Origin of the sequence: Streptomyces sp. NBC_01016, from assembly GCF_026341035.1 — a bacterium.
Classification (GTDB): Bacteria; Actinomycetota; Actinomycetes; order Streptomycetales; family Streptomycetaceae; genus Streptomyces.
The window spans coordinates 1029636-1053360 of record NZ_JAPEOQ010000002.1 but is presented as its reverse complement, the minus strand read 5'-3'; the positions used below and the strand labels follow the sequence as shown (position 1 = coordinate 1053360).

At 70.3% G+C, this 23725-nt stretch carries 20 protein-coding genes; 9 read left to right on the top strand and 11 right to left on the bottom strand.

Annotated elements, in window-relative coordinates; genetic code table 11:
* Positions 1-78: 78 nt before the first annotated feature.
* A complete protein-coding gene (gene uvrA, locus OG746_RS31445; protein WP_266720853.1) occupies positions 79-3138 on the bottom strand; it encodes an excinuclease ABC subunit UvrA in 3060 nt (1019 codons plus the stop codon).
* 308 nt (positions 3139-3446) lie between these two features.
* Between uvrA and OG746_RS31440 the strand changes: the two genes are divergently transcribed.
* Both OG746_RS31440 and OG746_RS31435 read left to right on the top strand, forming a co-directional pair.
* Positions 3447-4172, top strand: coding sequence for a maleylpyruvate isomerase family mycothiol-dependent enzyme (locus OG746_RS31440; protein ID WP_266720851.1), 726 nt, complete (start codon positions 3447-3449; stop codon positions 4170-4172).
* Positions 4173-4181: 9 nt separating this feature from the next.
* Positions 4182-4838, top strand: coding sequence for an MBL fold metallo-hydrolase (locus OG746_RS31435; RefSeq protein ID WP_266720850.1), 657 nt, complete (start codon positions 4182-4184; stop codon positions 4836-4838).
* Between the two features lie 45 nt (positions 4839-4883).
* Here OG746_RS31435 and aroQ read toward each other — a convergent pair whose 3' ends face one another.
* From aroQ to OG746_RS31395, 8 genes are all read right to left on the bottom strand, one after another.
* Positions 4884-5357 carry a type II 3-dehydroquinate dehydratase gene (aroQ, locus tag OG746_RS31430; RefSeq protein WP_266720848.1) on the bottom strand — a complete coding sequence of 158 codons (474 nt, stop codon included), beginning with the start codon at positions 5355-5357 and terminating at the stop codon, positions 4884-4886.
* Positions 5358-5441: 84 nt separating this feature from the next.
* Positions 5442-6542, bottom strand: a complete 1101-nt coding sequence (locus OG746_RS31425; RefSeq protein WP_266720846.1) for a calcium:cation antiporter — start codon at positions 6540-6542, stop codon at positions 5442-5444.
* A gap of 83 nt (positions 6543-6625) precedes the next feature.
* Positions 6626-6928, bottom strand: coding sequence for a hypothetical protein (locus OG746_RS31420; RefSeq protein ID WP_266720844.1), 303 nt, complete (start codon positions 6926-6928; stop codon positions 6626-6628).
* Positions 6929-7057: 129 nt separating this feature from the next.
* Positions 7058-8047, bottom strand: a complete 990-nt coding sequence (locus OG746_RS31415; RefSeq protein ID WP_266720842.1) for a TerC family protein — start codon at positions 8045-8047, stop codon at positions 7058-7060.
* Positions 8048-8281: 234 nt separating this feature from the next.
* Positions 8282-10195 (bottom strand): TerD family protein, encoded by a 1914-nt coding sequence (locus OG746_RS31410; protein ID WP_266720840.1) that lies wholly within the window; start codon positions 10193-10195, stop codon positions 8282-8284.
* 10 nt (positions 10196-10205) lie between these two features.
* The gene (locus tag OG746_RS31405; protein WP_443063209.1) at positions 10206-10772 is read right to left on the bottom strand and encodes a TerD family protein; all 567 of its coding nucleotides are present in this window, start codon (positions 10770-10772) and stop codon (positions 10206-10208) included.
* 189 nt (positions 10773-10961) lie between these two features.
* Positions 10962-13103 (bottom strand): excinuclease ABC subunit UvrB, encoded by a 2142-nt coding sequence (gene uvrB / locus OG746_RS31400; RefSeq protein ID WP_266720836.1) that lies wholly within the window; start codon positions 13101-13103, stop codon positions 10962-10964.
* Between the two features lie 77 nt (positions 13104-13180).
* Positions 13181-14029, bottom strand: a complete 849-nt coding sequence (locus OG746_RS31395; RefSeq protein ID WP_266720834.1) for an MHYT domain-containing protein — start codon at positions 14027-14029, stop codon at positions 13181-13183.
* Between the two features lie 270 nt (positions 14030-14299).
* Between OG746_RS31395 and OG746_RS31390 the strand changes: the two genes are divergently transcribed.
* The 3 genes from OG746_RS31390 to OG746_RS31380 all read left to right on the top strand — a co-directional run bounded on the left by OG746_RS31390 (position 14300) and on the right by OG746_RS31380 (position 17134).
* A complete protein-coding gene (locus OG746_RS31390) occupies positions 14300-15175 on the top strand; it encodes a glycerophosphodiester phosphodiesterase (RefSeq protein ID WP_443063065.1) in 876 nt (291 codons plus the stop codon).
* Positions 15176-15216: 41 nt separating this feature from the next.
* Entirely contained in the window at positions 15217-15789 is a 573-nt protein-coding gene (locus OG746_RS31385) for a methylated-DNA--[protein]-cysteine S-methyltransferase (RefSeq protein ID WP_266720832.1), read from the top strand.
* A 133-nt stretch (positions 15790-15922) separates the two neighbouring features.
* On the top strand, positions 15923-17134 hold the full coding sequence (locus OG746_RS31380; protein WP_266720830.1) for an MFS transporter: 1212 nt from the start codon (positions 15923-15925) through the stop codon (positions 17132-17134).
* A gap of 43 nt (positions 17135-17177) precedes the next feature.
* Here OG746_RS31380 and OG746_RS31375 read toward each other — a convergent pair whose 3' ends face one another.
* The gene (locus OG746_RS31375; protein ID WP_266720828.1) at positions 17178-17552 is read right to left on the bottom strand and encodes a cupin domain-containing protein; all 375 of its coding nucleotides are present in this window, start codon (positions 17550-17552) and stop codon (positions 17178-17180) included.
* A 206-nt stretch (positions 17553-17758) separates the two neighbouring features.
* Here OG746_RS31375 and fdhA point away from each other — a divergent pair, with 206 nt between their 5' ends.
* The 3 genes from fdhA (at position 17759) to OG746_RS31360 (ending at position 20976) form a co-directional block, all read left to right on the top strand.
* The gene (gene fdhA, locus OG746_RS31370; RefSeq protein ID WP_266720826.1) at positions 17759-18985 is read left to right on the top strand and encodes a formaldehyde dehydrogenase, glutathione-independent; all 1227 of its coding nucleotides are present in this window, start codon (positions 17759-17761) and stop codon (positions 18983-18985) included.
* A gap of 174 nt (positions 18986-19159) precedes the next feature.
* Positions 19160-20065 (top strand): pseudouridine-5'-phosphate glycosidase, encoded by a 906-nt coding sequence (locus tag OG746_RS31365; RefSeq protein WP_266720824.1) that lies wholly within the window; start codon positions 19160-19162, stop codon positions 20063-20065.
* Positions 20062-20976: a carbohydrate kinase family protein gene (locus tag OG746_RS31360; RefSeq protein ID WP_266720822.1), complete on the top strand. Its 915-nt coding sequence runs from the start codon at positions 20062-20064 to the stop codon at positions 20974-20976. Before OG746_RS31365 ends, OG746_RS31360 begins: the two co-directional genes overlap by 4 nt.
* Positions 20977-21595: 619 nt before the next feature.
* On the opposite strand, the gene OG746_RS31355 is transcribed toward OG746_RS31360, so the two are convergent.
* Positions 21596-22393: a methyltransferase domain-containing protein gene (locus OG746_RS31355; RefSeq protein ID WP_266720820.1), complete on the bottom strand. Its 798-nt coding sequence runs from the start codon at positions 22391-22393 to the stop codon at positions 21596-21598.
* 173 nt (positions 22394-22566) lie between these two features.
* Between OG746_RS31355 and OG746_RS31350 the strand changes: the two genes are divergently transcribed.
* A complete protein-coding gene (locus OG746_RS31350; RefSeq protein ID WP_266720818.1) occupies positions 22567-23694 on the top strand; it encodes a magnesium and cobalt transport protein CorA in 1128 nt (375 codons plus the stop codon).
* Positions 23695-23725 lie beyond the last annotated feature (31 nt).

Genomic DNA, 23725 nt, shown 5'->3' with positions numbered 1-23725 from the left:
GAGTACTGAACGCGCGGCGCCCCGTGGGGAGTTCCCACGGGGCGCCGTCGCTCGTCCACCGGCGGGGCCGGACCTCTGTCAGGCCTTGCGGGCCTTCCCGGTCGCCTTCTTGGCGGCGGGCTTCTTCGCGGCCGTCTTGGCGGTCTTGGTGGCCGTCTTGGCGGTCGACTTGGTCGTCGTCTTGGCGGCGGCCGCCTTCGCCGTGGCCGTCTTCTTGGCGGGCGCCTTCGTCGCCGCCACGGTCTTCTTCGCCGCCTTACGGGGGCGCGCCGCGGGCACGGCCGCGTCGCTGACCCGGTCGGCGCCGAGGACATCGCGCAGGAACTTGCCGGTGTGGCTCGTCGGGACGGCCGCGACCTCCTCCGGAGTGCCCTCCGCGACGACGAGACCACCGCCGCTGCCACCCTCGGGGCCCATGTCGACGATCCAGTCGGCGGTCTTGATCACGTCGAGGTTGTGCTCGATGACGATGACCGTGTTGCCCTTGTCGACGAGGCCCGAGAGCACCGTGATGAGCTTGCTGATGTCCTCGAAGTGCAGACCGGTCGTCGGCTCGTCGAGCACGTACACCGTGCGGCCCGTGGAACGCTTCTGCAGCTCACTGGCGAGCTTCACGCGCTGCGCCTCACCACCGGAGAGCGTCGGCGCGGGCTGCCCGAGCCGGACGTAGCCGAGGCCCACGTCGTTGAGCGTCCTGAGGTGCCGGGCGATCGCCGGGACGGCCTCGAAGAAGCTCAGCGCCTCCTCGATCGGCATGTCCAGGACCTCGGAGATGGACTTGCCCTTGTAGTGGACCTCAAGGGTTTCCCGGTTGTAGCGCGCACCGTGGCAGACCTCGCACGGGACGTACACGTCCGGCAGGAAGTTCATCTCGATCTTGATCGTGCCGTCGCCCGAGCAGTTCTCGCAGCGGCCGCCCTTGACGTTGAAGGAGAAGCGCCCCGGCAGGTAGCCGCGGACCTTCGCCTCGGTCGTCTCGGCGAACAGCTTGCGGACGTTGTCGAAGACTCCGGTGTACGTCGCCGGGTTCGACCGCGGGGTGCGGCCGATGGGCGACTGGTCGACGTGCACGACCTTGTCGACGAGGTCGTCGCCGTCCACGCGCGTGTGCCGGCCGGGAACGGAGCGCGCCCCGTTCAACTCCCTTGCCAGGTGCGTGTACAGGATGTCGTTCACCAGCGTCGACTTGCCGGATCCGGAGACGCCGGTGACGGCCGTGAGGACGCCCAGCGGGAACGACACGTCGATGTCCCGGAGGTTGTTCTCCTTGGCGCCGTGCACGGTGAGGCGGCGTCCCGGGTCCACGGGCCGCCGGATGTCCGGCATCGCGATGGCCTTCTTGCCCGCCAGGTACTGGCCGGTCATCGACTCGGGGTTAGCCAGCAGCTCCTTCAACGGACCGCTGTGCACGACCTTGCCGCCGTGCTCGCCCGCGCCGGGGCCGATGTCGACGATCCAGTCGGCGACCTTGATCGTGTCCTCGTCGTGCTCGACCACGATGAGCGTGTTGCCCATGTCGCGGAGCCGGACGAGCGTCTCGATGAGCCGGTGGTTGTCGCGCTGGTGCAGACCGATGGACGGCTCGTCGAGCACGTACAGGACGCCGACGAGGCCGGATCCGATCTGCGTGGCGAGCCGGATGCGCTGGGCCTCGCCGCCGGAGAGGGTGCCCGCCGCGCGGTTGAGCGACAGATAGTCGAGGCCGACGTCGACCAGGAAGCGCAGCCGCTCGTTGACCTCCTTCAGGACGCGCTCGGCGATCTTCTTGTCGCGCGCGTTCAGCTTCAGCTCGCTCAGGAAGTCGGCGCAGTCGCTGATGGACATCGCCGAGACCTCGGCGATCGACTTCCCCATGACCGTGACGGCCAGGATCAGCGGCTTCAGTCGTGTGCCCTCACAGGTCGGGCAGGGCACCTCGCGCATGTAGCCCTCGAAGCGCTCGCGGCTCGCGTCCGACTCGGCCTCGCTGTGCCGGCGCTTCACGAACGGGACGGCGCCCTCGAAGGGCGTCGTGTAGCGGCGCTCGCGCCCGTACCGGTTGCGGTAGCGGACCTCGATCTGCGTCTTGTGCCCGTTCAGGAGCGCCTTCTTGGCGCGCTGCGGGAGGCCGGCGAAGGGGATGTCCGTACGGAAGCCGAGCGCGTCCGCGAGGGCGCCGATGAGGCGGCCGAAGTAGTCCTTCGTGTGCCCGTGCGACCACGGGTGGATGGCACCCTCGTCGAGCGACTTGTCCTCGTCGGGGACGATCAGCTCGGGGTCGACCTCCATGCGCGTACCGATGCCGGTGCAGTCGGGGCAGGCGCCGAAGGGCGAGTTGAAGGAGAAGGAGCGCGGCTCCAGCTCCTCGAAGGACAGGTCGTCGTACGTGCAGTACAGGTGCTCCGAGTACATGCGCTCGCGCTCCGGGTCGTCCTCGGGGAGGTCGACGAAGTCGAGCACGACCATGCCGCCGGAGAGGCCGAGCGCGGTCTCCACGGAGTCGGTCAGGCGGCGCTTGGCGGAGCTCTTCACGGTGAGGCGGTCGACGACCACCTCGATCGTGTGCTTCTCCTGCTTCTTCAGCGTCGGCGGCTCGGACAGCTGGATCGTCTGCCCGTCCACGCGCGCGCGGGAGTAGCCCTTGGTCTGCAGGTCGCTGAAGAGGTCGACGAACTCGCCCTTGCGCTCGCGCACGAGCGGCGACAGGACCTGGAAGCGGCTGCCCTCGGGCAGCTCGAGGACCTTGTCGACGATGGCCTGCGGCGACTGGCGGGCGATGGGCCGGCCGCACTCCGGGCAGTGCGGCTTGCCGACGCGCGCGAAGAGCAGGCGCAGGTAGTCGTAGACCTCGGTGATGGTGCCGACCGTGGAGCGCGGGTTGCGCGACGTGGACTTCTGGTCGATCGAGACGGCCGGGGAGAGGCCCTCGATGAAGTCGACGTCCGGCTTGTCCATCTGGCCGAGGAACTGGCGGGCGTACGAGGACAGCGACTCGACGTACCGGCGCTGCCCCTCGGCGAAGATCGTGTCGAACGCGAGGGAGGACTTACCGGAGCCCGACAGACCGGTGAAGACGATGAGGGAGTCGCGCGGGAGGTCGAGCGAGACATTCCGAAGATTGTGCTCGCGCGCGCCACGGACGATGAGACGGTCGGCCACGCCGGTCCGCACCTTTCTTGAGAGACAAGTGACAGGGGCGGGCCCCCGTCTCTCGAGGTCTGACTCTCAAGGGCGCTCACGCCACGATCGAGGCGGAGCAGCCCTGAGAAGACTGTCCTTCGAAGACTAGAGGGAGCCACTGACAACGCCGGTCGGATTCCCTGGGTGGTAACAAACTCGACCCACCAGAACTTCCAGCATGCCCGACGCCGCCCTCGACCATATAGCACGTACATTCGATTCACGCGGATCGTAGGCCTTCGTAGGCCACCTTCACCCGAACGTGTGGCGGGGCTATCGTCGGCGCCATGAGTGATCATGTGCGCGACCTGGCGTCAGTACGCGAAGCGACCGACCGGCTGCTCGCCGCGGTCGGCACCCTGGACAACTCCACTGTGACCGAGCCGTCACGGCTTCCGGGGTGGAGCCGCGGGCACGTTCTCGCCCACCTCGCCCGTAACGCGGACGCGCTCGTCAACGTCCTCGAGGGCCGCCCCATGTACGAGAGCGCCCGCTCCCGCGACGCCGACATCGACCGGGACGCCCCGCGCGGACTGCGCGAGCAGCTCGGCGACGTACAGGACAGCGCCGAGCGCTTCCAGCGTCTGGGGGCCGAGGACGCCGACTGGGCCCGCACGGTGGAGCTGCGCAACGGTGTGAAGGATCTCGCCTCGAACGTGCCGTTCCGGCGCTGGATCGAGGTCGAGCTGCACCACGTGGACCTCGGGATCGGATACGAACTGGAGGACCTCTCCGCCGAGTTCACCCAGCGGGAGATCAACTTCCTCGCGAAGCGGTTCCGCGACCACCCCGGCCTGCCGCCCCTGCTGATCAAGCAGGACGACGGCCGGATGATCTCCACGGGGGCCGTTCAGGCGCTCACCCTTGAGGAGATCAAGGCCGACGCTCCCGTCCCACTCGGCATCGTCATCCGGGGCCGCCAGGCGGACCTCCTGGGCTGGCTCGCGGGCCGCAGAGACGGCGGCGCCCTCACCGTCGACCGGGGCTCCCTGCCGCCCCTGCCCCCGCTATAGGCTGAATCCATGACGTACAGCGGAGCGGTGAAGGTCGGCGGCCCGGCGGATGTGCACGAGTTGCAGGACCTGATGATCTCCAAGGTCGCGGTCGGGCCGATGGACAACAACGCCTACTTGTTGCGCTGCCGCGCGACCGATCAGCAGCTCCTGATCGACGCGGCCAACGAGCCGGAGACGCTGCGGCACCTCATCGGCGAGGACGGCATCGGGGCCGTCGTCACCACGCACCGGCACGGCGACCACTGGCAGGCCCTCCAGGAGGTCGTCGAGGCGACCGGCGCGCGCACGTACGCGGGGCGCGAGGACGTCGAGGGGATCCCGGTGGCGACGGACGTCGCCGTCGCCGACGGGGACACGATCGAGTTCGGTCGGATCACGCTCACGGCCCGCCACCTGGTCGGCCACACGCCCGGTTCGATCGCCCTGGTCTACGACGACCCGCACGGCCACCCGCACGTCTTCACCGGTGACTGCCTGTTCCCGGGTGGCGTGGGCAACACGTGGAAGGACCCCGAGGCCTTCGCGAGCCTCATCGACGACGTGGAGACGAAGATCTTCGGCACGCTGCCGGACGAGACATGGGTCTACCCCGGCCACGGGGGCGACACGACGCTGGGCGCCGAACGTCCCCACCTCCAGGAGTGGCGCGAGCGGGGCTGGTGACTTGTAGGCGGGCCGTTTCGCCGCGGCCCGCCCTGTAGCGGCGTTTTACGCCTGCGCCGTCCCCGGTGCGGCGAGCGCCGCCACCCGCTCGACGCCGAACGCGTATCCCTGCACGCCGCATCCGGCGATCACGCCGTCGGCGCGCAGCGATACGTAGGAGTGGTGCCGGAACTCCTCGCGCTGGTGGATGTTGGAGATGTGGACCTCCACCACCGGCATGCCGTCACAGGTGTTGAGCGCGTCCAGGATCGCCACGGAGGTGTGCGAGTAGGCGGCCGGGTTGATGACGACGCCCACGTGGTTCTCGCGCGCCTCATGGATCCAGTCGACGAGCTCGCCCTCGTGGTTGGACTGCCGGAAGTCCACGGTGGCGCCGTGCGCGGCAGCCGCCTTCACGCACAGTGCCTCGACGTCGGCGAGGGTGTCGCGGCCGTAGATCTCAGGCTGGCGCTTGCCGAGCAGGTTCAGGTTCGGACCGTTGAGAACCATGATCGGGGCGTTGGCGAGCGTGCGCGGCACGAGGGACCTCCGTAGAAGAGCGTTTGCTCCTTGAGGGTCTATCACGGCGCCACTACCGCCCGAAGGGCGGTGGGTGCAGGGCGGTCAGGGCGTGACGGCGAGCTCGATGTACGCGGCGAGGATCACCAGATGGACGCCGCCCTGCAGCGGTGTGGCACGGCCCGGAACGATGGTGAGGGTCGCGACCACCATGGTCAGCGCGAGCAGCACCATGTGGGTGGCGCCGAGCCCGAGGACGAGCGGCCCCGTCAGCCAGTACGAGGCGATGGCGACGGCCGGCACCGTGAGGCCGATGCTGGCCATGGACGAGCCGAGCGCGAGGTTGAGGCTGGTCTGCACGCGGTCCCTGCGAGCCGCGCGCAGCGCCGCGATCGTCTCGGGCAGCAGCACGAGCAGCGCGATGATCACTCCGACCACCGCCTGCGGCATGCCCGCCGCCTCCACCCCCTGCTCGATCGTCTTCGAGACGCCCTTGGTGAGTCCGACGACGGCGACCAGGGCGAGCCCGAGCAGGCCGAGGCTGAACAGGGCGGTCCGGGTGCTCGGTACGTCGGCGTGGTCATCGGCGTCGATCACCTCGCCGTGCTTGGTGATCGGCAGGAAGTAGTCGCGGTGGCGCACGGTCTGCGTCGCGACGAAGAGCCCGTACAGGACGAGCGCGGCGACGGCCGAGAAGACCAGCTGGGAGGTGGAGAACTCCGGTCCGAGCTTGCTGGTGGTGAAGGTCGGCAGGACCAGGCAGAGCGTCGCGAGCGTGGCCACGGTGGCGAGGGCTCCCCCGGTGCCCTCGGACTGGAAGATCGCCACGCGGTGCCGCAGCGCGGCCGCGAGCAGGCTGACGCCGACGATGCCGTTGCAGGTGATCATGACGGCGGCGAACACGGTGTCGCGGGCGAGTGTGGAGCTCTTGGCCCCGCCGTCGGCCATCAAAGTGACGATCAGTGCCACCTCGATGATCGTCACGGCCACCGCGAGCACGAGCGAACCGAAGGGTTCACCGACCCGGTGGGCGACGACCTCCGCGTGGTGCACGGCAGCGAGCACGGAGGCCGCGAGGACCACCGCGACGACGGCGACCACGGCACCCGGCAGCTCGCGCCCCCAGGTGAACGCGAGCAGCACGATCGCGATCAGTGGCACCACCACGGTCCACTGCGTACTCAGCGCCCGCACTCTGGTGATCATTCATCGATGGTGCCGGTGGCGCGGCGGGGGCGCGACTCCGGCGGTGGCAGCGGCAGACGGGCCCCGGGCCCCGGGAACATAGGTCACTTGAGTTCGCGGATGTCCTTGAGGTCGCAGTTGATGAAGGCCGGCGGGCGGGTGCACAGGGCCGAGAGGCGCTGGTTGAGCTCGGCCACCTCGGGGCGCTCGTTGCTGCGCATCGCGTCCTCGTAGGACTCGAACTCGATGACCGCGAGATAGCGGCCCGTGGTGTCCCGGTCCTTGAGCATCATGCGGTGCGTGGGGCCGCCCGATACGCCCTTCATCTGCTGCTCGAACGACTCGAGCAGCTCCCGCATCTCGCCGAACCGCTGGGACTCGAAGTCGATGATCTGGACGAACTTCATGGGGGCCTCCCCCGTCGTGCCCTCGCGCCCCTGCGGGACGCGCTCAGGACACAACGAAGCACCGGGAGGGGCACGCGGCAATCGGCCGCGCACCGCTCCCGGTGCTGGTAATTCCTACGCTCGACGCCGTCAGGCCTCGATGCTGTCCTTCTGAGCCTCTTCGGCCGCGTCCCTCTCGGCCTGCTTCTTCGAGGCGATGAGGCTGGTGATCGTCGTGATGATCAGGACGCCGCAGATGACGGAGAGCGAGACCGGGATGGAGATCTCCGGTACGTGCACCCCGGACTCGTGCAGCGCGTGCAGGACCAGCTTCACGCCGATGAAGGCGAGGATCACCGACAGGCCGTAGCTGAGGTGGACCAGCTTCCTGAGCAGACCACCGATGAGGAAGTACAGCTGGCGCAGGCCCATCAGCGCGAACGCGTTCGCCGTGAAGACGATGTACGGGTCCTGGGTCAGGCCGAAGATCGCCGGGATCGAGTCCATCGCGAACAGCACGTCGGTCATACCGATGGCGAGCATGACGACCAGGAGCGGCGTCATGACCTTCTTGCCGTGCTGCCGGATGAAGAGCTTCGTGCCGTGGTACTGGTCCGCGACACCGAACTTCTTCTCGATCGACTTCAGGACGCGGTTCTCGTCCCAGTCCTCCTCTTCCTCGTCGGACATCGCCTCCTTGATGAGCTTCCAGGCGGTGTAGATGAGGAAGGCACCGAAGATGTAGAAGACCCACGAGAAGTTGGCGATGACCGCCGCGCCCGCCGCGATGAAGATCGCTCGCAGAACCAGGGCGATGAGCACACCGAACAGGAGCACACGCTGCTGCAGGTGGGTCGGGACCGAGAACTTCGCCATGATCAGGATGAAGACGAAGAGGTTGTCGACACTGAGCGACTTCTCCGTGATGAAGCCCGCGAAGAACTCACCGCCGGCCTGGCTGCTCCCCCAGATCATCACGCCGACGCCGAACAGCGCGGCGAGCACGATCCAGACGATGGTCCAGATGCCCGCTTCCTTGATCGATACGTCGTGGGGCTTTCGCCCGATGAAGAAGTCGACCGCAATGAGGGCGCACAGACCGAGAACGGTCAGCACCCACACAGTCATTGATACGTCCACTACTGCGCCTCCGGCGTCGTACGGCTACTGATCAGCGTCGTCGCTGCCGGAGGTCTCTTCCACCCGAGCGCCTTGGCGCGTCTCGGGCCGGCGCCCCGGGATCGACCGCCTTCTGGCCTGTCGTCCGTACTGACGGGAACGCCGCGTTGGAGTACTCCCCTCCGCGTCAAGGAGCGTACTAGAAACACCCATGAAAGGTAAAGGGGAAGGTAAAGTAGTCACCAAGTTCGCAGGTCAGAGGCCCATCTGTCGACGGGCTTTCGTCACCTCCGCGAGCACCTGCCGCAGGATTCCGCTGCCCGGCGGGACCGTCGACGGCTCGTACGTCCATGCGTGGCCCACCCAGGGGTCGGCGAGGTGTCCGTCGGGCACGGGCGTCAGGCGCAGCAGCGCGCGCCACAGCGGGTCGAGCAGCGGTCCGTACTCGGCGGCGTCCTCCCGGTCGGCCACGACCATCAGGTGCACGCCGACCGGCGGCCCCTCGTCCGCGAGGTAGCGCAGCCGGTTGATGTCCCGGTCGTCGAAGCCGTGCGGAAAGTCGTGCACGACCAGGAGCTGCTCGGCGACGTCCAAGTCCGGTGGCAGCGCGTCGGCCGCGCCCGCCCGGGCCGCCATCTGTACGAGGTCCACGCGCTCGGTCAGCCGGGTCAGCGTGTCCGCGACGCCCGCCGCTCCCCTGGCCGGCGGACCGGCGAGCACGCCCGCGTCCACGAGCGGGGCGAGCGCGCCCGCAGCGGTGCCCGCCGGGTCGATGACGTGCACGCTGAGCTCGCCCGCCGGGTAGGCCGCAAGCAGCCGGGCCGCATGGAGGACGGCGGTGTGGGCGGCACGCGCGCGTAGTGCGTCGGCGTCGGCGAGGCCGTCGGCGGCGGACGGCCCCGCGTCGATCCACAGTCCGCGCTCCAGCGGCAGCCGTACGAGCATCGGGATGCGCAGCCCCGCGCTCTCGCTCTCGGGCAGGCTCAGCTCCCCGAGACGGACGGCCATGGGGCTCTCCACGGGGCTGCGGTAGGCGTGCCAGCAGGGGCTGCCCCAGCCCGCGTACGCCGCCGGGAGGGCGGGCTCGACGACCTCACCCTCGGCGGCGAGCTGCGCCAGGTCCCGGTCGAGCGCTTCCCTGGCCCGGTCGACCAGGGCGCCGTGCCTGGCGCGGGCGGCCTCGCGCGCGGCGTCGCCCCGGCCGTCGAGGCGGCCGCGTGGATCGGCGGAGTCGGCGAGGAGCCCGTCGAGCTCGCGCTCCAGGCGGGAGTCCGCGAAGTCGACGGCGCTGCGGTACGCGGCCGTGGTGCGGGCCAGGTCCTCGAACATGCCCCACACCTGGTTGTAGAGCCGCTCCTCCAGAGACCAGCCCGCCGCGTCCCCGGCGACCGGCGTCGCGGGCTGCTGCGCCGGCGCGGACGGTACGGGTTCCCGGCGGGCGGGGTGCGTGTAGTCGATGGGGTCGTCCGGTGCCGCGGTGGGCACGGTCGCGGGGGCGGCCGGGGGCAGGGCGCCGGAGGCGTGGCCCGCGGTGGCTGCCGCGCGGACGTGGGATCCACTCGCGTGGGCCTCGTCCACGGTCTCCGAGGTACGCGGCGGGGGCGCCACCGCGCGGTCGCGGCCACGGGCGACGGCGTCATGGATGGAGCCCGCGAGGGCCTGCGCGTCCGGCAGGCCCTGGTCGGCGAGGAGCCCGGCGAGGCCCTCGGCATAGCCCTGGCCCACGGCGCGCACCTTCCAGGCGCCGTGCCTGCGGTAGAGCTCCAGGGCGACGACGGCCGACTCCGTGTCGAGGTCGGTGATCGTGTAGCTGGCTTCCTCCGCGCCGTCCGGCCCCCTGACGGCGACGAACGGGGCCGCCGCGGCGCCGAACCGTGCCGGACCGGCGTCGCTCACGGGCAGCGCGAGCAGCACGGTGACGCGGTGCACGTCCTGCGGCAGCGCGTCCAGGTCGACGGCCAGGCGGTGGTCGGCCGCGGCCTGGCGCGGGACTTCGAGGCCCGGCAGCGCGGGCGCGCCGGGGTGGGCGATCCGGTCCGCGCCCCGCACGGCGCCCCGGTCGTCGGCGAGCGTGGCGCCCGCGACGACCGGGTGGCCGGCCGACACCCGGATCTCCAGACGGGTCTGGGTGAGGGGGTGGTTCTGGCCCCTCACCAGTTCGGCCGCCATCGTGGGTCCGCTACAGGCTGGGCAGGATCGAGGGCATCAGGTCCTGGAACGTACGGCCGTTGGCCGCCTCGCCCAGGGCTGTCATCTTCCAGCCGGGGCCCGCACGGTGCACCTTCGCCATGATCTGCGCCGTGTACTTGCCGCCGCCGTCGAGCGTGTAGCGGGCGAGCTCCTGCCCGTTCGTCTCGTCGACCAGGCGGCAGAACGCGTTCTGCACCTCCTGGAAGGTCTGCCCCGTGAAGGAGTTGACCGTGAAGATGATCTGGTCGATATGGACCGGGACACGCTGCAGGTCGACGACGATCGACTCGTCGTCGCCGCCCTGTCCCGCGCCGCCGACCAGGTTGTCACCGGTGTGCCGCACCGAGCCGTCGTCGCTGACGAGGTGGCGGAAGAAGACCACGTCGACAGGCTGCTTGTCGGCGAAGAGAACCGCTGACGCGTCGAGGTCGATCTCGCGCGTGCGGGTGCCGAACAGGCCGCGCCGAGGGGCCGCCTGCCAGCCGAGTCCCATCCGTACCGCGGTGAGGGTTCCCCCGCCCTGCTTCTCCAGGCTGATGGCCTGACCCTTGGTCAAGTCGATGCCCACGCGCTGTCCCCTCTCGAACCGTCCCCTGTTGCCGCGCCATATGCACGGTGAGGGCCTGTCGTTTGGATCAGGCCCTGGTCCAAACCCTAGAGGGCGGCACTGACAACGCCGCTACCACGGGCGGGGTTTTGTGGCGGTCCTGCAACACACCCCCGGCACCCCGCCCGTCGTGGCAGGTCAGGCGATGCCTGCCTCCTTCATCTGCCGCAGTTCCTTCTTCATCTCCGACACCTCGTCGCGCAGCCGTGCCGCGACCTCGAACTGCAGGTCCGCGGCGGCGGCCCGCATCCGCTCGGTCATCTCCTCGATCTGCTCGGACAGCTCGGCCGCGGGACGGTCGGTGGGAACCGTCTCGTCCGCCTTGCCGCGCTTCTTCTTGGCCGGTGCCTTGTCCGCCTTGCCGGCCGCGGAGACGGGGGTCTTGGCTCCCTTTCCGTCCTTGCCGCCCTTGCGGTAGCCGCTGCCGAGCAGTGCCTCCGTGTCGACGTCCTCGCGCGCGATGGACGCCACGATGTCGTTGATCTTCTTACGGAGGGGCTGGGGGTCGATCCCGTTCGCCTCGTTGTACGCGACCTGCTTCTCCCGGCGGCGGTTGGTCTCGTCGATGGCCTTCTCCATCGCCGGGGTGATCTTGTCGGCGTACATGTGGACCTGGCCCGAGACGTTTCGCGCCGCGCGGCCGATCGTCTGGATCAGCGACGTGCCGGAGCGCAGGAAACCCTCCTTGTCGGCGTCGAGGATCGCGACCAGGGAGACCTCGGGCAGGTCGAGGCCCTCACGCAGCAGGTTGATGCCGACCAGGACGTCGAACTCGCCCGCGCGCAGCTCGCGCAGCAGCTCGACACGGCGGAGCGTGTCGACGTCGCTGTGCAGGTAGCGCACCTGGATGCCGAGCTCGATGAAGTAGTCCGTGAGGTCCTCGGCCATCTTCTTGGTGAGCGTGGTGACCAGGACGCGCTCGTCCTTCTCCGTGCGCATACGGATCTCGTGCACCAGGTCGTCGATCTGGCCCTCGGTGGGCTTCACGACGACTTCCGGGTCGACGAGGCCGGTGGGGCGGATGATCTGCTCGACGTAGCCGTCCGCGCGCGCGAGCTCGTACTTGCCGGGGGTCGCGGACAGGTAGACGGTCTGGCCGATGCGCTCCTGGAACTCCTCCCACTTCAGCGGGCGGTTGTCGAGCGCGGACGGCAGCCGGAACCCGTGGTCCACGAGCGTGCGCTTACGGGAGGCGTCGCCCTCGTACATGGCGCCGATCTGCGGCACGGTGACGTGCGACTCGTCGATGACGAGCAGGAAGTCGTCCGGGAAGTAGTCGAGCAGCGTGTTCGGCGGGGAGCCGGGCTCACGGCCGTCGAAGTGCATCGAGTAGTTCTCCACGCCGGAGCAGGAGCCGATCTGGCGGAGCATCTCGAGGTCGTACGTGGTGCGCATGCGAAGGCGCTGGGCCTCGAGCATCTTGCCCTGCTTCTCGAGCTCGGCGAGGCGCTCCTCCAGCTCCTTCTCGATGTCGTTGGCCGCGCGCTCCAGGCGCTCGGGGCCGGCCACGTAGTGGGTCGCCGGGAAGATGTACAGCGAGTCGTCGTCGCTGATGACCTCGCCGGTGAGGGGGTGGAGGGTGGAGAGCGACTCGATCTCGTCGCCGAACATCTCGATGCGGACCGCGAGCTCTTCGTAGACGGGGAAGATCTCGATGGTGTCGCCGCGCACCCGGAACGTGCCGCGCTGGAACGCCACGTCGTTGCGCGTGTACTGGATGTCCACGAAGCGGCGCAGCAGGTCGTCCCGGTCGAGCTCGTCCCCGACCTTCAGGGAGACCATGCGGTCCACGTACTCCTGCGGAGTACCGAGGCCGTAGATGCAGGAGACGGAGGCGACCACGACGACGTCCCTGCGGGTCAGCAGCGAGTTCGTCGCGGAGTGGCGCAGGCGCTCCACCTCCTCGTTGATCGAGGAGTCCTTCTCGATGTACGTGTCCGACTGCGGCACGTACGCCTCGGGTTGGTAGTAGTCGTAGTACGAGACGAAGTACTCGACCGCGTTGTTCGGAAGCAGCTCGCGGAACTCGTTGGCCAGCTGGGCGGCCAGCGTCTTGTTCGGCGCCATCACGAGCGTGGGGCGCTGGAGCTTCTCGATCATCCACGCCGTGGTGGCGGACTTGCCGGTGCCGGTCGCGCCGAGCAGGACGACGTCCTTCTCGCCTCCCGTCACGCGCTTCTCCAGCTCGGCGATGGCCGCGGGCTGGTCACCGCTGGGCTGGTACGGGCTGACGACCTCGAAGGGTGCCACCGTGCGTTCGATCTTGGATACGGGCCGCATGGAATCAACCGTACGACCCACCACTGACAACCGGGCCCGAACCACTGTCGGGCCCGCCCTTCAGGGGCCCCGGGTCACTAGTCCTGCGGTGCGCGCGAAGCCGATCGCCCGAGGGGGCGGCGCAGGCGCGAGGCGGCCGGCGCGGGGGTCCCGAGCCGGTCCTTCGCCGCTCGGCTGTCACGCCAGTCGGGGCGGCCCGTGACCAGCATCGGGTCGAAGACGACGACCACCCCGGCCAGGAGCAGGAAGCTCAGCGGGCCGATCAGCATGGGGGCGAGGATGGCGGTGGCCGGGTCCCCTCCGAGGGAACCGGCGGCATCGGTGTGCGCGTGGACGCTGACTCCCGCCATCGCCATGTAGTGCATCCCCGATACGGCGAGCCCCATGACCATGCTGGCGCCGAGGCTCCACATGATGCCCCGTACCTGGACGGCCGCCCACAGGGCGGCGGTCGAGGCCGCCATGGCGATCACCACTGAGGCTGCCACGGTGAACGTGTTGTAACTGATTGTCCCGTGAAGGCGCATTCCAGCCATTCCCAGGTAGTGCATCGATGCCACTCCGAGGCCCGTGATGGTGCCTCCGGTGAACAGAGCGGTGCCGGTCGCGCCCTTGTAGCCGACGATGAAGACGCCAATGCCGACCATCAGGATGGCCAGGCCGAGGCTCGCGAACGTCGTCAGCGGGTCGTAACGGATCGGCATGCCCTCCACGCTGAAGCCCATCATCGCGATGAAGTGCATGGTCCAGATCCCGGAGCCGATCGCCGCGGAGCCCAGCGCGAGCCATCCGACCCGCCAGGTGTTGGCGACGAGCAGGGATCTGGTGGTGCAGCGCAGTCCCAGGGCCCCTCCGAGGCAGGCCATGAGATACGCCACCACCGGGGTGACGAGCCCGTAACTGAAGCCGTCCACCGAGCCCTGCATGCGTGACAGCCCTTCCGCCTGGATTTCCGTGAGATGTGCAGCTCGTCCCTTCGCGCGCGGCGGCCGGAGCGACCGCGGGTGAGGCAGAGATTAAAGCGCACACGGGAACGTCCGAACGATTTTCCGGCAAAGAAACCGGCCGCACGACACGGGGGTCGACCGCACTTGAGTGACTCCATTCAACTCGTGACCATCCTGCGCCTACTTTTCGTTCGCTCTCAGCTGTCAATCTCGTACAGTCCGTGATCCCACGACGTATGAGGAGCACACGTGCACGCACGCGCAGCAGCCGCTCTGACCTCAGTGGCGGGCTCCGTCGTCATCGGTGTCCTGGTCCTGCCGACCGCCGCACAAGCCGCCCCCGCACACAACAGAACCGCGGTCGTCGCCCACCGCGGGGCCTCCGCCTACGCCCCCGAGAACACCCTGGCAGCCATCGACAGGGCGCACGCCCTGGGTATCACCTGGGTCGAGAACGATGTGCAGCGCACCAAGGACGGCGCCCTGGTCGTCCTCCACGACACCACGCTGGCCCGCACCACCAACGTCGAGCAGGTCTATCCCGACCGCTCCCCGTGGAACGTGGCGGACTTCACCTCGAACGAGATCGCCAAGCTGGACGCGGGCAGCTGGAAGGGCGTCGAGTACACGGGCGCCCGGATCCCGACGCTCCACGAGTACCTGCGGCGCGTCGACCGCAACCATCAGAAGCTGCTCATGGAGATCAAGTCGCCCGAGCTGTACCCGGGCATCGAGGGCCAGATCCTGCGCGAGTTGCGCAGGGACGGCTGGCTGGACTCCTGGGACGTCAAGCACCGGCTGATCATCCAGAGCTTCAACGCGGACAGCATGCGGACCCTGCACGCGCGGCGCCCGGACATCAAGACGGGCTTCCTCGGCACACCCGCCGTGTCCGAGCTTCCCGCGTACGCGAAGTTCGCCGACCAGATCAACCCCTCGCACACGACGATCTCGGCGGACTACGTCAAGGCGGTGCACGCGCTCAAGGGCCCGCACGGCAAGCCGCTCGAGTCCTACACCTGGACCGTCAACGACGCGAAGACCGCGCAGCAGGTGGCCGGCTTCGGCGTCGACGGAATCATCAGCAACGCCCCTGACGTGGTGCGGGCGGCCGTCGGCGGCTGACCCGCCGGGCGTTGTCAGTGCCCGGCCGTACCGTGGTCGGCATGAACGCCACTGGACCAAGCGAGACCACTCCCGCCGCGCCGCGGCAGGCCGTGTGGGCCGTCGTGCGCAGTGACATCGGCCCGCTGCTGCTCGCCGCGACGGACGCCGGTCTGGTGAACGTGGTCTTCCACGCCACCGACGCGGTGCGGGACAAGGCACTCGACCGGCTCGGCTCCCGACTCGGGACCGAGCCCGTCGAGGCGCCCGAATCTCCCCTGCTCGCCGAGGCGATACGGCAGTTCGCGGAGTACTTCGGCGGCCGTCGACGCGAGTTCGATGTGCCGCTCGACTGGTCACTGATCTCCGGGTTCAACCGGGAGGTGCTGCGCGAGCTGTTCGCCGGGGTGCCGTACGGGGCGGTCGTCGGGTACGGGGATCTGGCCCACCGGGTCGGACAGCCCGGAGCCGCGCAGGCCGTGGGCCTGGCGATGGGGTCGAATCCGCTGCCGGTCGTGGTGCCGTGCCACCGGGTCGTGGAGCGCGACGGCGGGATCGGCGGCTTCGGGGGCGGACTCGAGACGAAGCGGAAGTTGCTCGCGCTGGAAGGGGTGTTGCCCGAGCCGTTGTTCTGAGACGGTCCCGGGGTGGGGCGGATGCCTGCAGTCCGCGGGTTGATCGGGGCGGGGGTGTGCGTTGAGCACGGATGAGGGGCGGCTCGATCGGCCGAAGGCCGCGGAACCGGGGCCTGGGCCGGGGGTCGGGCCGGTGCAGCAGCGTACGCAGCGGGTGCTCGTCGCCTCGCAGATACTGGGCGGGCTCGGGACCGCCACCGGGATCGCGCTGGCCGCCGTGCTCGCCAAGAAGGTCAGCGGGGACGAGGCGCTCTCCGGCCTCGCGTCCACGGCGAGCGTCGCCGGGACCGCGGTCCTGTCGGTGCCGTTGGCCGCGCTGATGAACGCGCGCGGACGGCGGGCCGGTCTCGTACTGGCCTATCTGATCGGCACGCTGGGGGCCGTGGTCACCGTCGTCGCCGCGGCGATCGGGAGCTTTCCGCTGCTGCTCATCGGCCTGATGGGATTCGGCGCGGCCTCGTCCGCCAACCTCCAGGCCCGGTACGCGGCGGCCGACCTGGCCGAGCCCGACCGGCGGGCCCGCGCCATCTCGACCGTCGTCTGGGCCACCACCATCGGCGCCGTCCTCGGCCCGAACATAGCGGCGCCCGCGGGCCGCAGCGTCTCCGGACTCGGCATACCGGCGGAGGCCGGGCCGTTCGTCTGGGCGGCCGGGGTGTTCCTGATATCGGCGGCCGTGGTGCACGTACTGCTGCGCCCCGACCCGCTATTGACCGCGCGATCCCTGGCTCCCGCCGAGGATCAGTCGCCTGCCGCGCGCTCCATACGGGCGGGGTTCGCGGCCGTGTCCGCGTCCCCGCGCGCCCGGCTCGCGCTGGTGACCGTGGCGGTGTCGCACACGGCGATGGTGTCCGTCATGTCGATGACCCCGGTGGACCTCGAACACCACGGCGCGGGCATCGAGTTGATCGGGCTCGTCATCAGTGGGCACATCGCGGGCATGTACGCGTTCTCGCCGGTGATGGGCCGTCTCGCCGACAAGTTCGGGCGTCTCACGGTGATCGGGCTCGCGGTGGGCCTGCTCGCGTGCGCGGCGCTGCTCGCCGGGACCGCGGGCGGGCACCACGGGCAGAGCGCGGCGGCCCTGTTCCTGCTGGGGCTCGGCTGGTCGGCCGGGCTCGTCGCGGGCTCCGCGCTGCTCACCGACTCCGTGCCGCAGGCCGCGCAGGCCGCCGCGCAGGGGCTCTCCGATCTGACGATGAGCCTGTCGGCGGGCATCGGCGGCGCGGCGGCGGGCCTCGTGATGGCGACGGCGAGCTACGCGTGGCTGAACCTGGCCGCGGCGTGCCTGCTGCTCCCGCTCGGGGCGTTGGCCCTGTTCACGCGGCGGGCCCGACACCCGTAGCGGGACCCAACACCCGTAGCGGGAGGGGACGTTCGTACGCGGGTCAGCTCAGGGTGATGTGGTACGCCTTGCGCAGCGTCTCGTGCACGGTCCACGTCGTCCGGTCGCCCTCGCGCAGCACGGCGGCCGTGCCGGGGCCGAGCTCCAGGCTCTCGCCGCCCTCGACCGCGACGGTGGCGCGGCCGCTGACGACCACGAACAGCTCGTTCGCCTCGGTGTCGGTGACCACGCCGGGCGTGATCTGCCAGATGCCGCGCAGCTGCTTGCCGTCGGCCGACTCCCACAGCACCTTTCCGGTCACCTCGGGGGCGCCGGAGGCGATCTGGGCGGGGTCGAGAGGCTCGGGTTCGAGGTCCACGTCCGGGACGTGGACGGCGAAGGAGCCGAGGGCGGTTGCGGGTCGATCGTTCGTGGTCATGGCCAGTCACCGTAGATGACCTGCGCCCCTCCTCTCACTGGACGGCCTGTGCCGTACGGGCCCCGCCGACTGGACGGCTCGTCGAGGCTTCAACAACCCGTCCCGGAGGGCTCCTCAGAACGCCGTTTCGGTAGCAGACTCCGCCATGCGCACAGCCGGAGCATCCCGCAGAGCGAGTCACGGAGCCGAAGGGACGGCGATCAGGCATGAGCGGAAACAGGGCAGTCGCATATCTCAAGCCGGGAGCGGTGGAGGTCAGGACCATCGAGCACCCGACGCTCGAGCTGAAGGACGGGCCGGGGGTGGCGTCGGCGAACGTGGGCCGGACCTGTCGGCACGGCGTGATCCTCAAGGTCCTCGCCACCAACATCTGCGGCAGTGACCAGCACATGGTGCGCGGCCGCACCACGGCGCCCGAGGGCCTCGTCCTGGGGCACGAGATCACCGGCGAGATCGTGGAGAAGGGCCCGGACGTCGAGTTCCTGGACGTCGGGGACATCGTCTCCGTGCCGTTCAACATCGCCTGCGGGCGGTGCCGCAACTGCAAGGAGCGCAAGACCGGCATCTGCCTGAACGTCAACCCGGCACGCCCCGGGGCGGCTTACGGCTACGTCGACATGGGCGGCTGGGTCGGCGGTCAGGCCGAGTACGCCATGATCCCCTACGCGGACTTCAACGCGCTGCGCTTCCCCGACGCCGACCAGGCGCGCGAGAAGCTCCTCGACCTGACCATGCTCTCCGACATCTTCCCGACCGGATTCCACGGCGCGGTGACGGCGGGCACGAAGGTCGGTTCGACCGTGTACGTGGCCGGGGCCGGGCCCGTCGGGCTCGCGGCGGCGGCATCGGCGCAGCTGCTCGGCGCGGCCGTCGTGATCGTCGGGGACATGAACGCCGAACGGCTCGCGCAGGCACGGAGTTTCGGCTGCGAGACGGTCGACCTCACGCGCGGCACGGTGGAGGAGCAGGTCGCCGAGATCCTCGGCGTCCCCGAGGTGGACGCGGCCGTGGACGCGGTCGGCTTCGAGGCCCGCGCACACGGTCCGGACGCGCCCGAGGCGCCGGCCACGGTCCTCAACTCCCTGATGGGGCTCACGGCGGCCGGCGGCGCGCTCGGCATCCCGGGCCTGTACGTCACCGACGATCCGGGCGGCGTCGACCAGGACGCACGCACCGGAACGCTGAAGGTGCGGCTCGGCCTCGGCTGGGCGAAGAGCCACCAGCTCACGACGGGGCAGTGCCCGGTGATGCAGTACAACCGGGGCCTGATGATGGCGATCCTGCACGAGCGCGTGCACATCGCGAAGGCCGTCAACGCGACCGTCATCGGCATCGAGGACGCGCCGCGCGGTTACGCGGAGTTCGACCAGGGCGCGAGCCGTAAGTACGTCCTCGATCCGCACGGTGTGTTGAGCGGCGCCCGACCGGTCTGAGGCCGGGTCTGAGGTCGGTCCGAGGTCGGTCGGCCGAGGAAAGTGGGCTCCACGCGCGCGTGGGGCCCACTTTCCGGTTCATGGAGCGTTTGGGGGCGACGCGCGTCCGCCAGGGATGTCAGTGGAGCGGGGGAAGATGTCAGAGGTGACAGTCAACTGACCGGAGGCGGAGGCATGTTGATCGTTTCGGAGGAGGTGCGGGACGCGGTCGGGGCGGGGCGCCCGGTGGTGGCCCTCGAGTCGACGATCATCGCGCACGGGCTGCCGAGACCGCGCAATCTGCGGGTCGCGCACGAACTGGAGAAGGCCGTACGCGACGAGGGCGCGGTGCCCGCGACGATCGCGGTGCTCGACGGGCGGCCGCATGTCGGCCTGGACAAGCAGCAGTTGGAGCGGGTGGCGAACGACGACGCGATCCGCAAGCTCAGCCACCGCGATCTCCCACCGGCGGTGGCGACGGGCGCGAGCGGCGCGACGACCGTCTCGGCGACGGCGCTGCTCGCGTCGCGGGCCGGGGTGCGGGTGTTCGCCACGGGTGGGCTCGGCGGGGTGCACCGGGGGTGGACGCAGACGCAGGACGAGTCGGCGGACCTGGGTCTGCTCGCGCGGACCCGGATCACCGTGGTGTGCGCCGGTGTGAAGTCGATTCTGGACGTGCCCGCGACGTTGCAGCGCCTGGAGACCCTGGGGGTGTCCGTGGCGGGCTATCGGACCGAGCGCTTCCCCGGCTTCTATCTCGCCGACTCGGGCGAGCCGGTGGACTGGACACTGCGCTCTCCGGGTGAGGTGGCGGCTGTGATGCGCGCCCAGGACGACCTGGCCGCCGGCGATTCGGCGTTGATCCTCGCCAATCCCGTACCGGAAGCGGAGCAGTTGGATCCGGCGTTGCACGCGCGCGTGCTGGAGAGCGGGTTGCGGGAGTGCGAGCGGCAGGGCGTCGGCGGGCAGGCCGTGACGCCCTTCTTGCTCGACTACTTGGCGCGGCTGACGAAGGGTGCGTCCTTGGAGGCCAACCTGGCGGCCGTGCGCGGGAACGTGCGGCTCGCCGCGCGCGTCGCGGTGGCCTGGGCCGCGGTGTGACGGGGGCCGGCGGCGGGGCGTTGCTGGTGGTCGGCGACGTCGTGACGGATGTCGTCGCGCGGCATCGTGGGCCGCTTGCGACGGGCACGGACACGGCGGCCTCGATCCGTACGGTGCCGGGTGGCGCCGGGGCCAATGTGGCGTGCTGGGCGGCGTACCAGGGCTGCCGGGATGTGGTGCTGCTCGGGCGGGTCGGCGTGGATTCCGCGCGGTGGCACGAGGAGGAGCTCGTACGGTGCGGGGTGCGGCCGCGGCTCGTGGTGGACGCGGAGGCGCCGACCGGGGCGGTGATCTGTCTGGTGGACGCGGGTGCCGGGGGTGAGCGGACGTTCTTGGCGGACGGTGGGGCTTCGGTGCGGGTGGGGCCCGAGGACTGGTCGCCGGCGTTGCTCGACGGGGTCGAGCTGCTCCATCTGTCCGGGTACCTGTGCTTCTCCGCCACCGGGCGGGAGTTGGTGTCCGCAGCCGTGGCCGATGCACGCGCGCGTGGTGTGCCGGTGAGTCTGGATCCGGCGTCGACCGGGTTCCTGCGGGAGCTCGGGGTCGAGCGGTTCCTTGCGCTGGTCGACGGGGTGGATGTGCTGGTGCCGAGCCGGGACGAGGCGGTGTTGCTGAGCGGGGAGCCGGGGGCGGAGGGGGCGGCGGCGAAGTTGAGCGGGCGGTTTCCCGTGGTGGTGGTGAAGGCGGGGGCGGCGGGGGCGTGTGTGGCGCGGGGCGGGGTGGTCCGCGAGCGGGTGGGCGCCGCGGCGGGGGTGGTGGTGCGCGATTCCACGGGGGCGGGCGACGCCTTCACCGGAACGGTCCTCGCTGCGCGGCTCCGGGGTGCGGGGTGGCGGGAGTCCGTGGACGAGGGGTGCCGGGCCGGGGCGGTGGCGGTGGGAGTGGTGGGCGGGAGGCCACCTGGGCGGTAACCGGCCGTCGGGCCGGGCCCCGCGTGACTGCTGCGCGGTACCGGGGTCGTTGAGCTGTATCGGGGCGGACGCCCACGGTGGCCGACGCGCGGCACCGGGGTTCGACGCTTTGCCGGGGCCGGCGCCTGTCGTTCTGGTTGCGCGGCACCGGGGCGCCGCCTTGCCCACCCTGCCGCCCAAGGCGGCAGATTGCCCAAGGCGGGGGCGGCCGACCGCAGCGGGTGGGGAGCCGTAGTGGGCGTTACCCAAGGCGGGGAGGCGTCGACCGCAGCGGGCGGGGAGTCGCGGCTGGCGGAGGTTGCCCAAGGCGTGGTGCGGCCCCGTCGGGCCGACGCCCCCGGAGGGGGCGGGTGGTGGGAGATGGGCGGGAGCCGGGCCATTGCCTGCCGGGGGGCGGGGCAAATCAAGCCCCACCGGCGATTGAGGCGCGGGGCCCGGGGCGGAGCCCCGATCTTTCCAGCCCCGCCGGCGATTGAGGCGCGGGGTCCGGGGCGGAGCCCCGTGGCGTAGGGCGGTCGGGCGCAACAGGCGGAGCCCCTGGGCGTAAGGCGATCCGCCGCAACAGGCAAGGAGCCGTATCGCGGCGGATCGGTCCAGGCCCCGCCGGAGGCGAGCGCGCCTACCTCTTGCCCCACGCCGAGATCAGCGGCGCCGTCGCCAGGTCCATCGTGCCCTCGGCCACGTTCGCCAGATGCTGGTCGATCTCGGCGTCCGTTGCCAGGCCCGCCGTCACGAGCTGCTCGCGGATCTGCCCGACCGTCGCCGTCTCCAGCGCCGTACAGGCCGGTGACGCCAGCGGAAAGTACGCGTCCGCCTCGACCTGCCGCAGGCCCGCCGCACGCAGCAGCCCCGGCAGCTTGCGGCCGTACGACAGGTCGGCGCCACGCTCAGCCAGCAAGGAACGGAAGCCGTGCCGAAGGCGGTTGGCCAGCTCCTGCGCGGGCCCCGCCTCGTCCGGGCAGAGCAGGGGCTGAAGCGCCGGGTCGGCATCCTCGATGAGCAGCCGCCCGCCGGGGCGAAGCGCACGGATCATCGACGCCAACGCCCGCTCCCGGTCCGGGACATGGACCAGGACGAGCCGCGCGTGCACCAGATCGAAACTCTCCGCGGGCGGCTCGTCGACACCGATGTCGTGGCGCCGCACCTCGACGGGCGTCCGCGGCGTGGCGGTCTGCCAGGACGTGTCGATGTCGGTGGCGAGGACCCGCCCGGTCGGCCCGACCTTCCGCGCGAGCCACGAGACCACCGACGTACCACCGGCCCCGACCTCCCAACAGCGCCAGCCGGAACCGATACCGAGACGCTCGATGTGCCGGAACGTCGTGGGGTCGAAGAGGACCGAGAAGGCGTCGAAGCGCCGCCCCGCCTCCGGCTGCTGGTTGTCGAGGAGGTACGCGTGCTCGCCTGATCGCATCATGAACCGATCATCTCAGCCCAATCGTTGGATACGGGACATTGCGCAGCGGAGCGGAGCCTTCCGTTCCCACAGGGGTGGACGCACTGTCGGTGACCGCTGGCAGACTGGCCCACCAAGTCATCTTCGCGACGGAATCGCGATGGAAAGCGGATGGGAAACGGGAGGGGCCGAGCATGTCGATGGCGGGCAATCTGCGGAAGGTCGGCGGTCTGCGCAGGGTGGGCAGCCTGCGCAAGGTCGCGCGGCTCGCGAGGCGGACGCCCAAGGTCGACCTGAGCCACCCGGCGCGCTCGCCGCTGGGCTCCGCGGTGGTCAACTGCGTGACCTATCGGGACGGCGTGCGCGAGTCGGGCGGCAGCGATCTCGTCGAGTCGGTGCGCGCGGTGCGCAAGGCGGCGGACGGATTCGTCTGGCTGGGGCTGCACGAGCCGTCGGAGCTGGAGTTCGCGGACATCGCCGAGATGTTCGACCTGCACCCCTTGGCCGTGGAGGACGCGGTGCACGCGCACCAGCGCCCCAAGGTGGAGCGGTACGGGCAGACGCTCTTCGCGGTCCTGAAGACGGTCTGCTACGTCGACCACGCGGAGCTCACCGCGACCAGCGAGGTCGTGGACACCGGCGAGATCATGGTGTTCCTCGGCCAGGACTTCGTCATCACGGTGCGGCACGGCCGGCACGGCTCCCTCGGCCCCGTGCGCGAGCGCATCGAGGCGGACACGGAGCAGCTGGCCAAGGGCCCGGCGGCGGTGCTGCACGCGATCGCGGACAACGTCGTCGACGACTACCTGACGGTGATCGACGAGGTCCAGGCGGACATCGACGAGGTCGAGGCGGACGTCTTCGCGCCGAACGGAGCGAAGGCCGACCCCGGCAGGATCTATCAACTCAAGCGCGAGCTGCTCGAGTTGAAGCGGGCCGTGGTGCCGCTGACCCGGCCGATACAGGAACTCTCGGGGCGCCCCTTCCCCGCCGTGCCGCCGGAGATACAGGCGTACTTCCGCGACGTGTCGGACCACTTGCTGCGGGCGGCGGAACAGATAGCGTCCTTCGACGAACTGCTCAACTCGATCCTCCAGGCGCATCTGGCGCAGGTGACGGTCGCGCAGAACGAGGACATGCGCAAGATCACGGCGTGGGCCGCCATCGTGGCCGTGCCGACGATGGGCTGCGGCGTCTACGGCATGAACTTCGAGAACATGCCGGAGCTGCACTGGCGGTTCGGCTATCCGCTGATGATGTCCGTCATCGCCGTGATCTGTTTCGTCGTCTACCGGGGATTCAAGCGCAACGGCTGGCTGTGAGCCGCGGAACCGCACGCGCACAGGGCCGCAC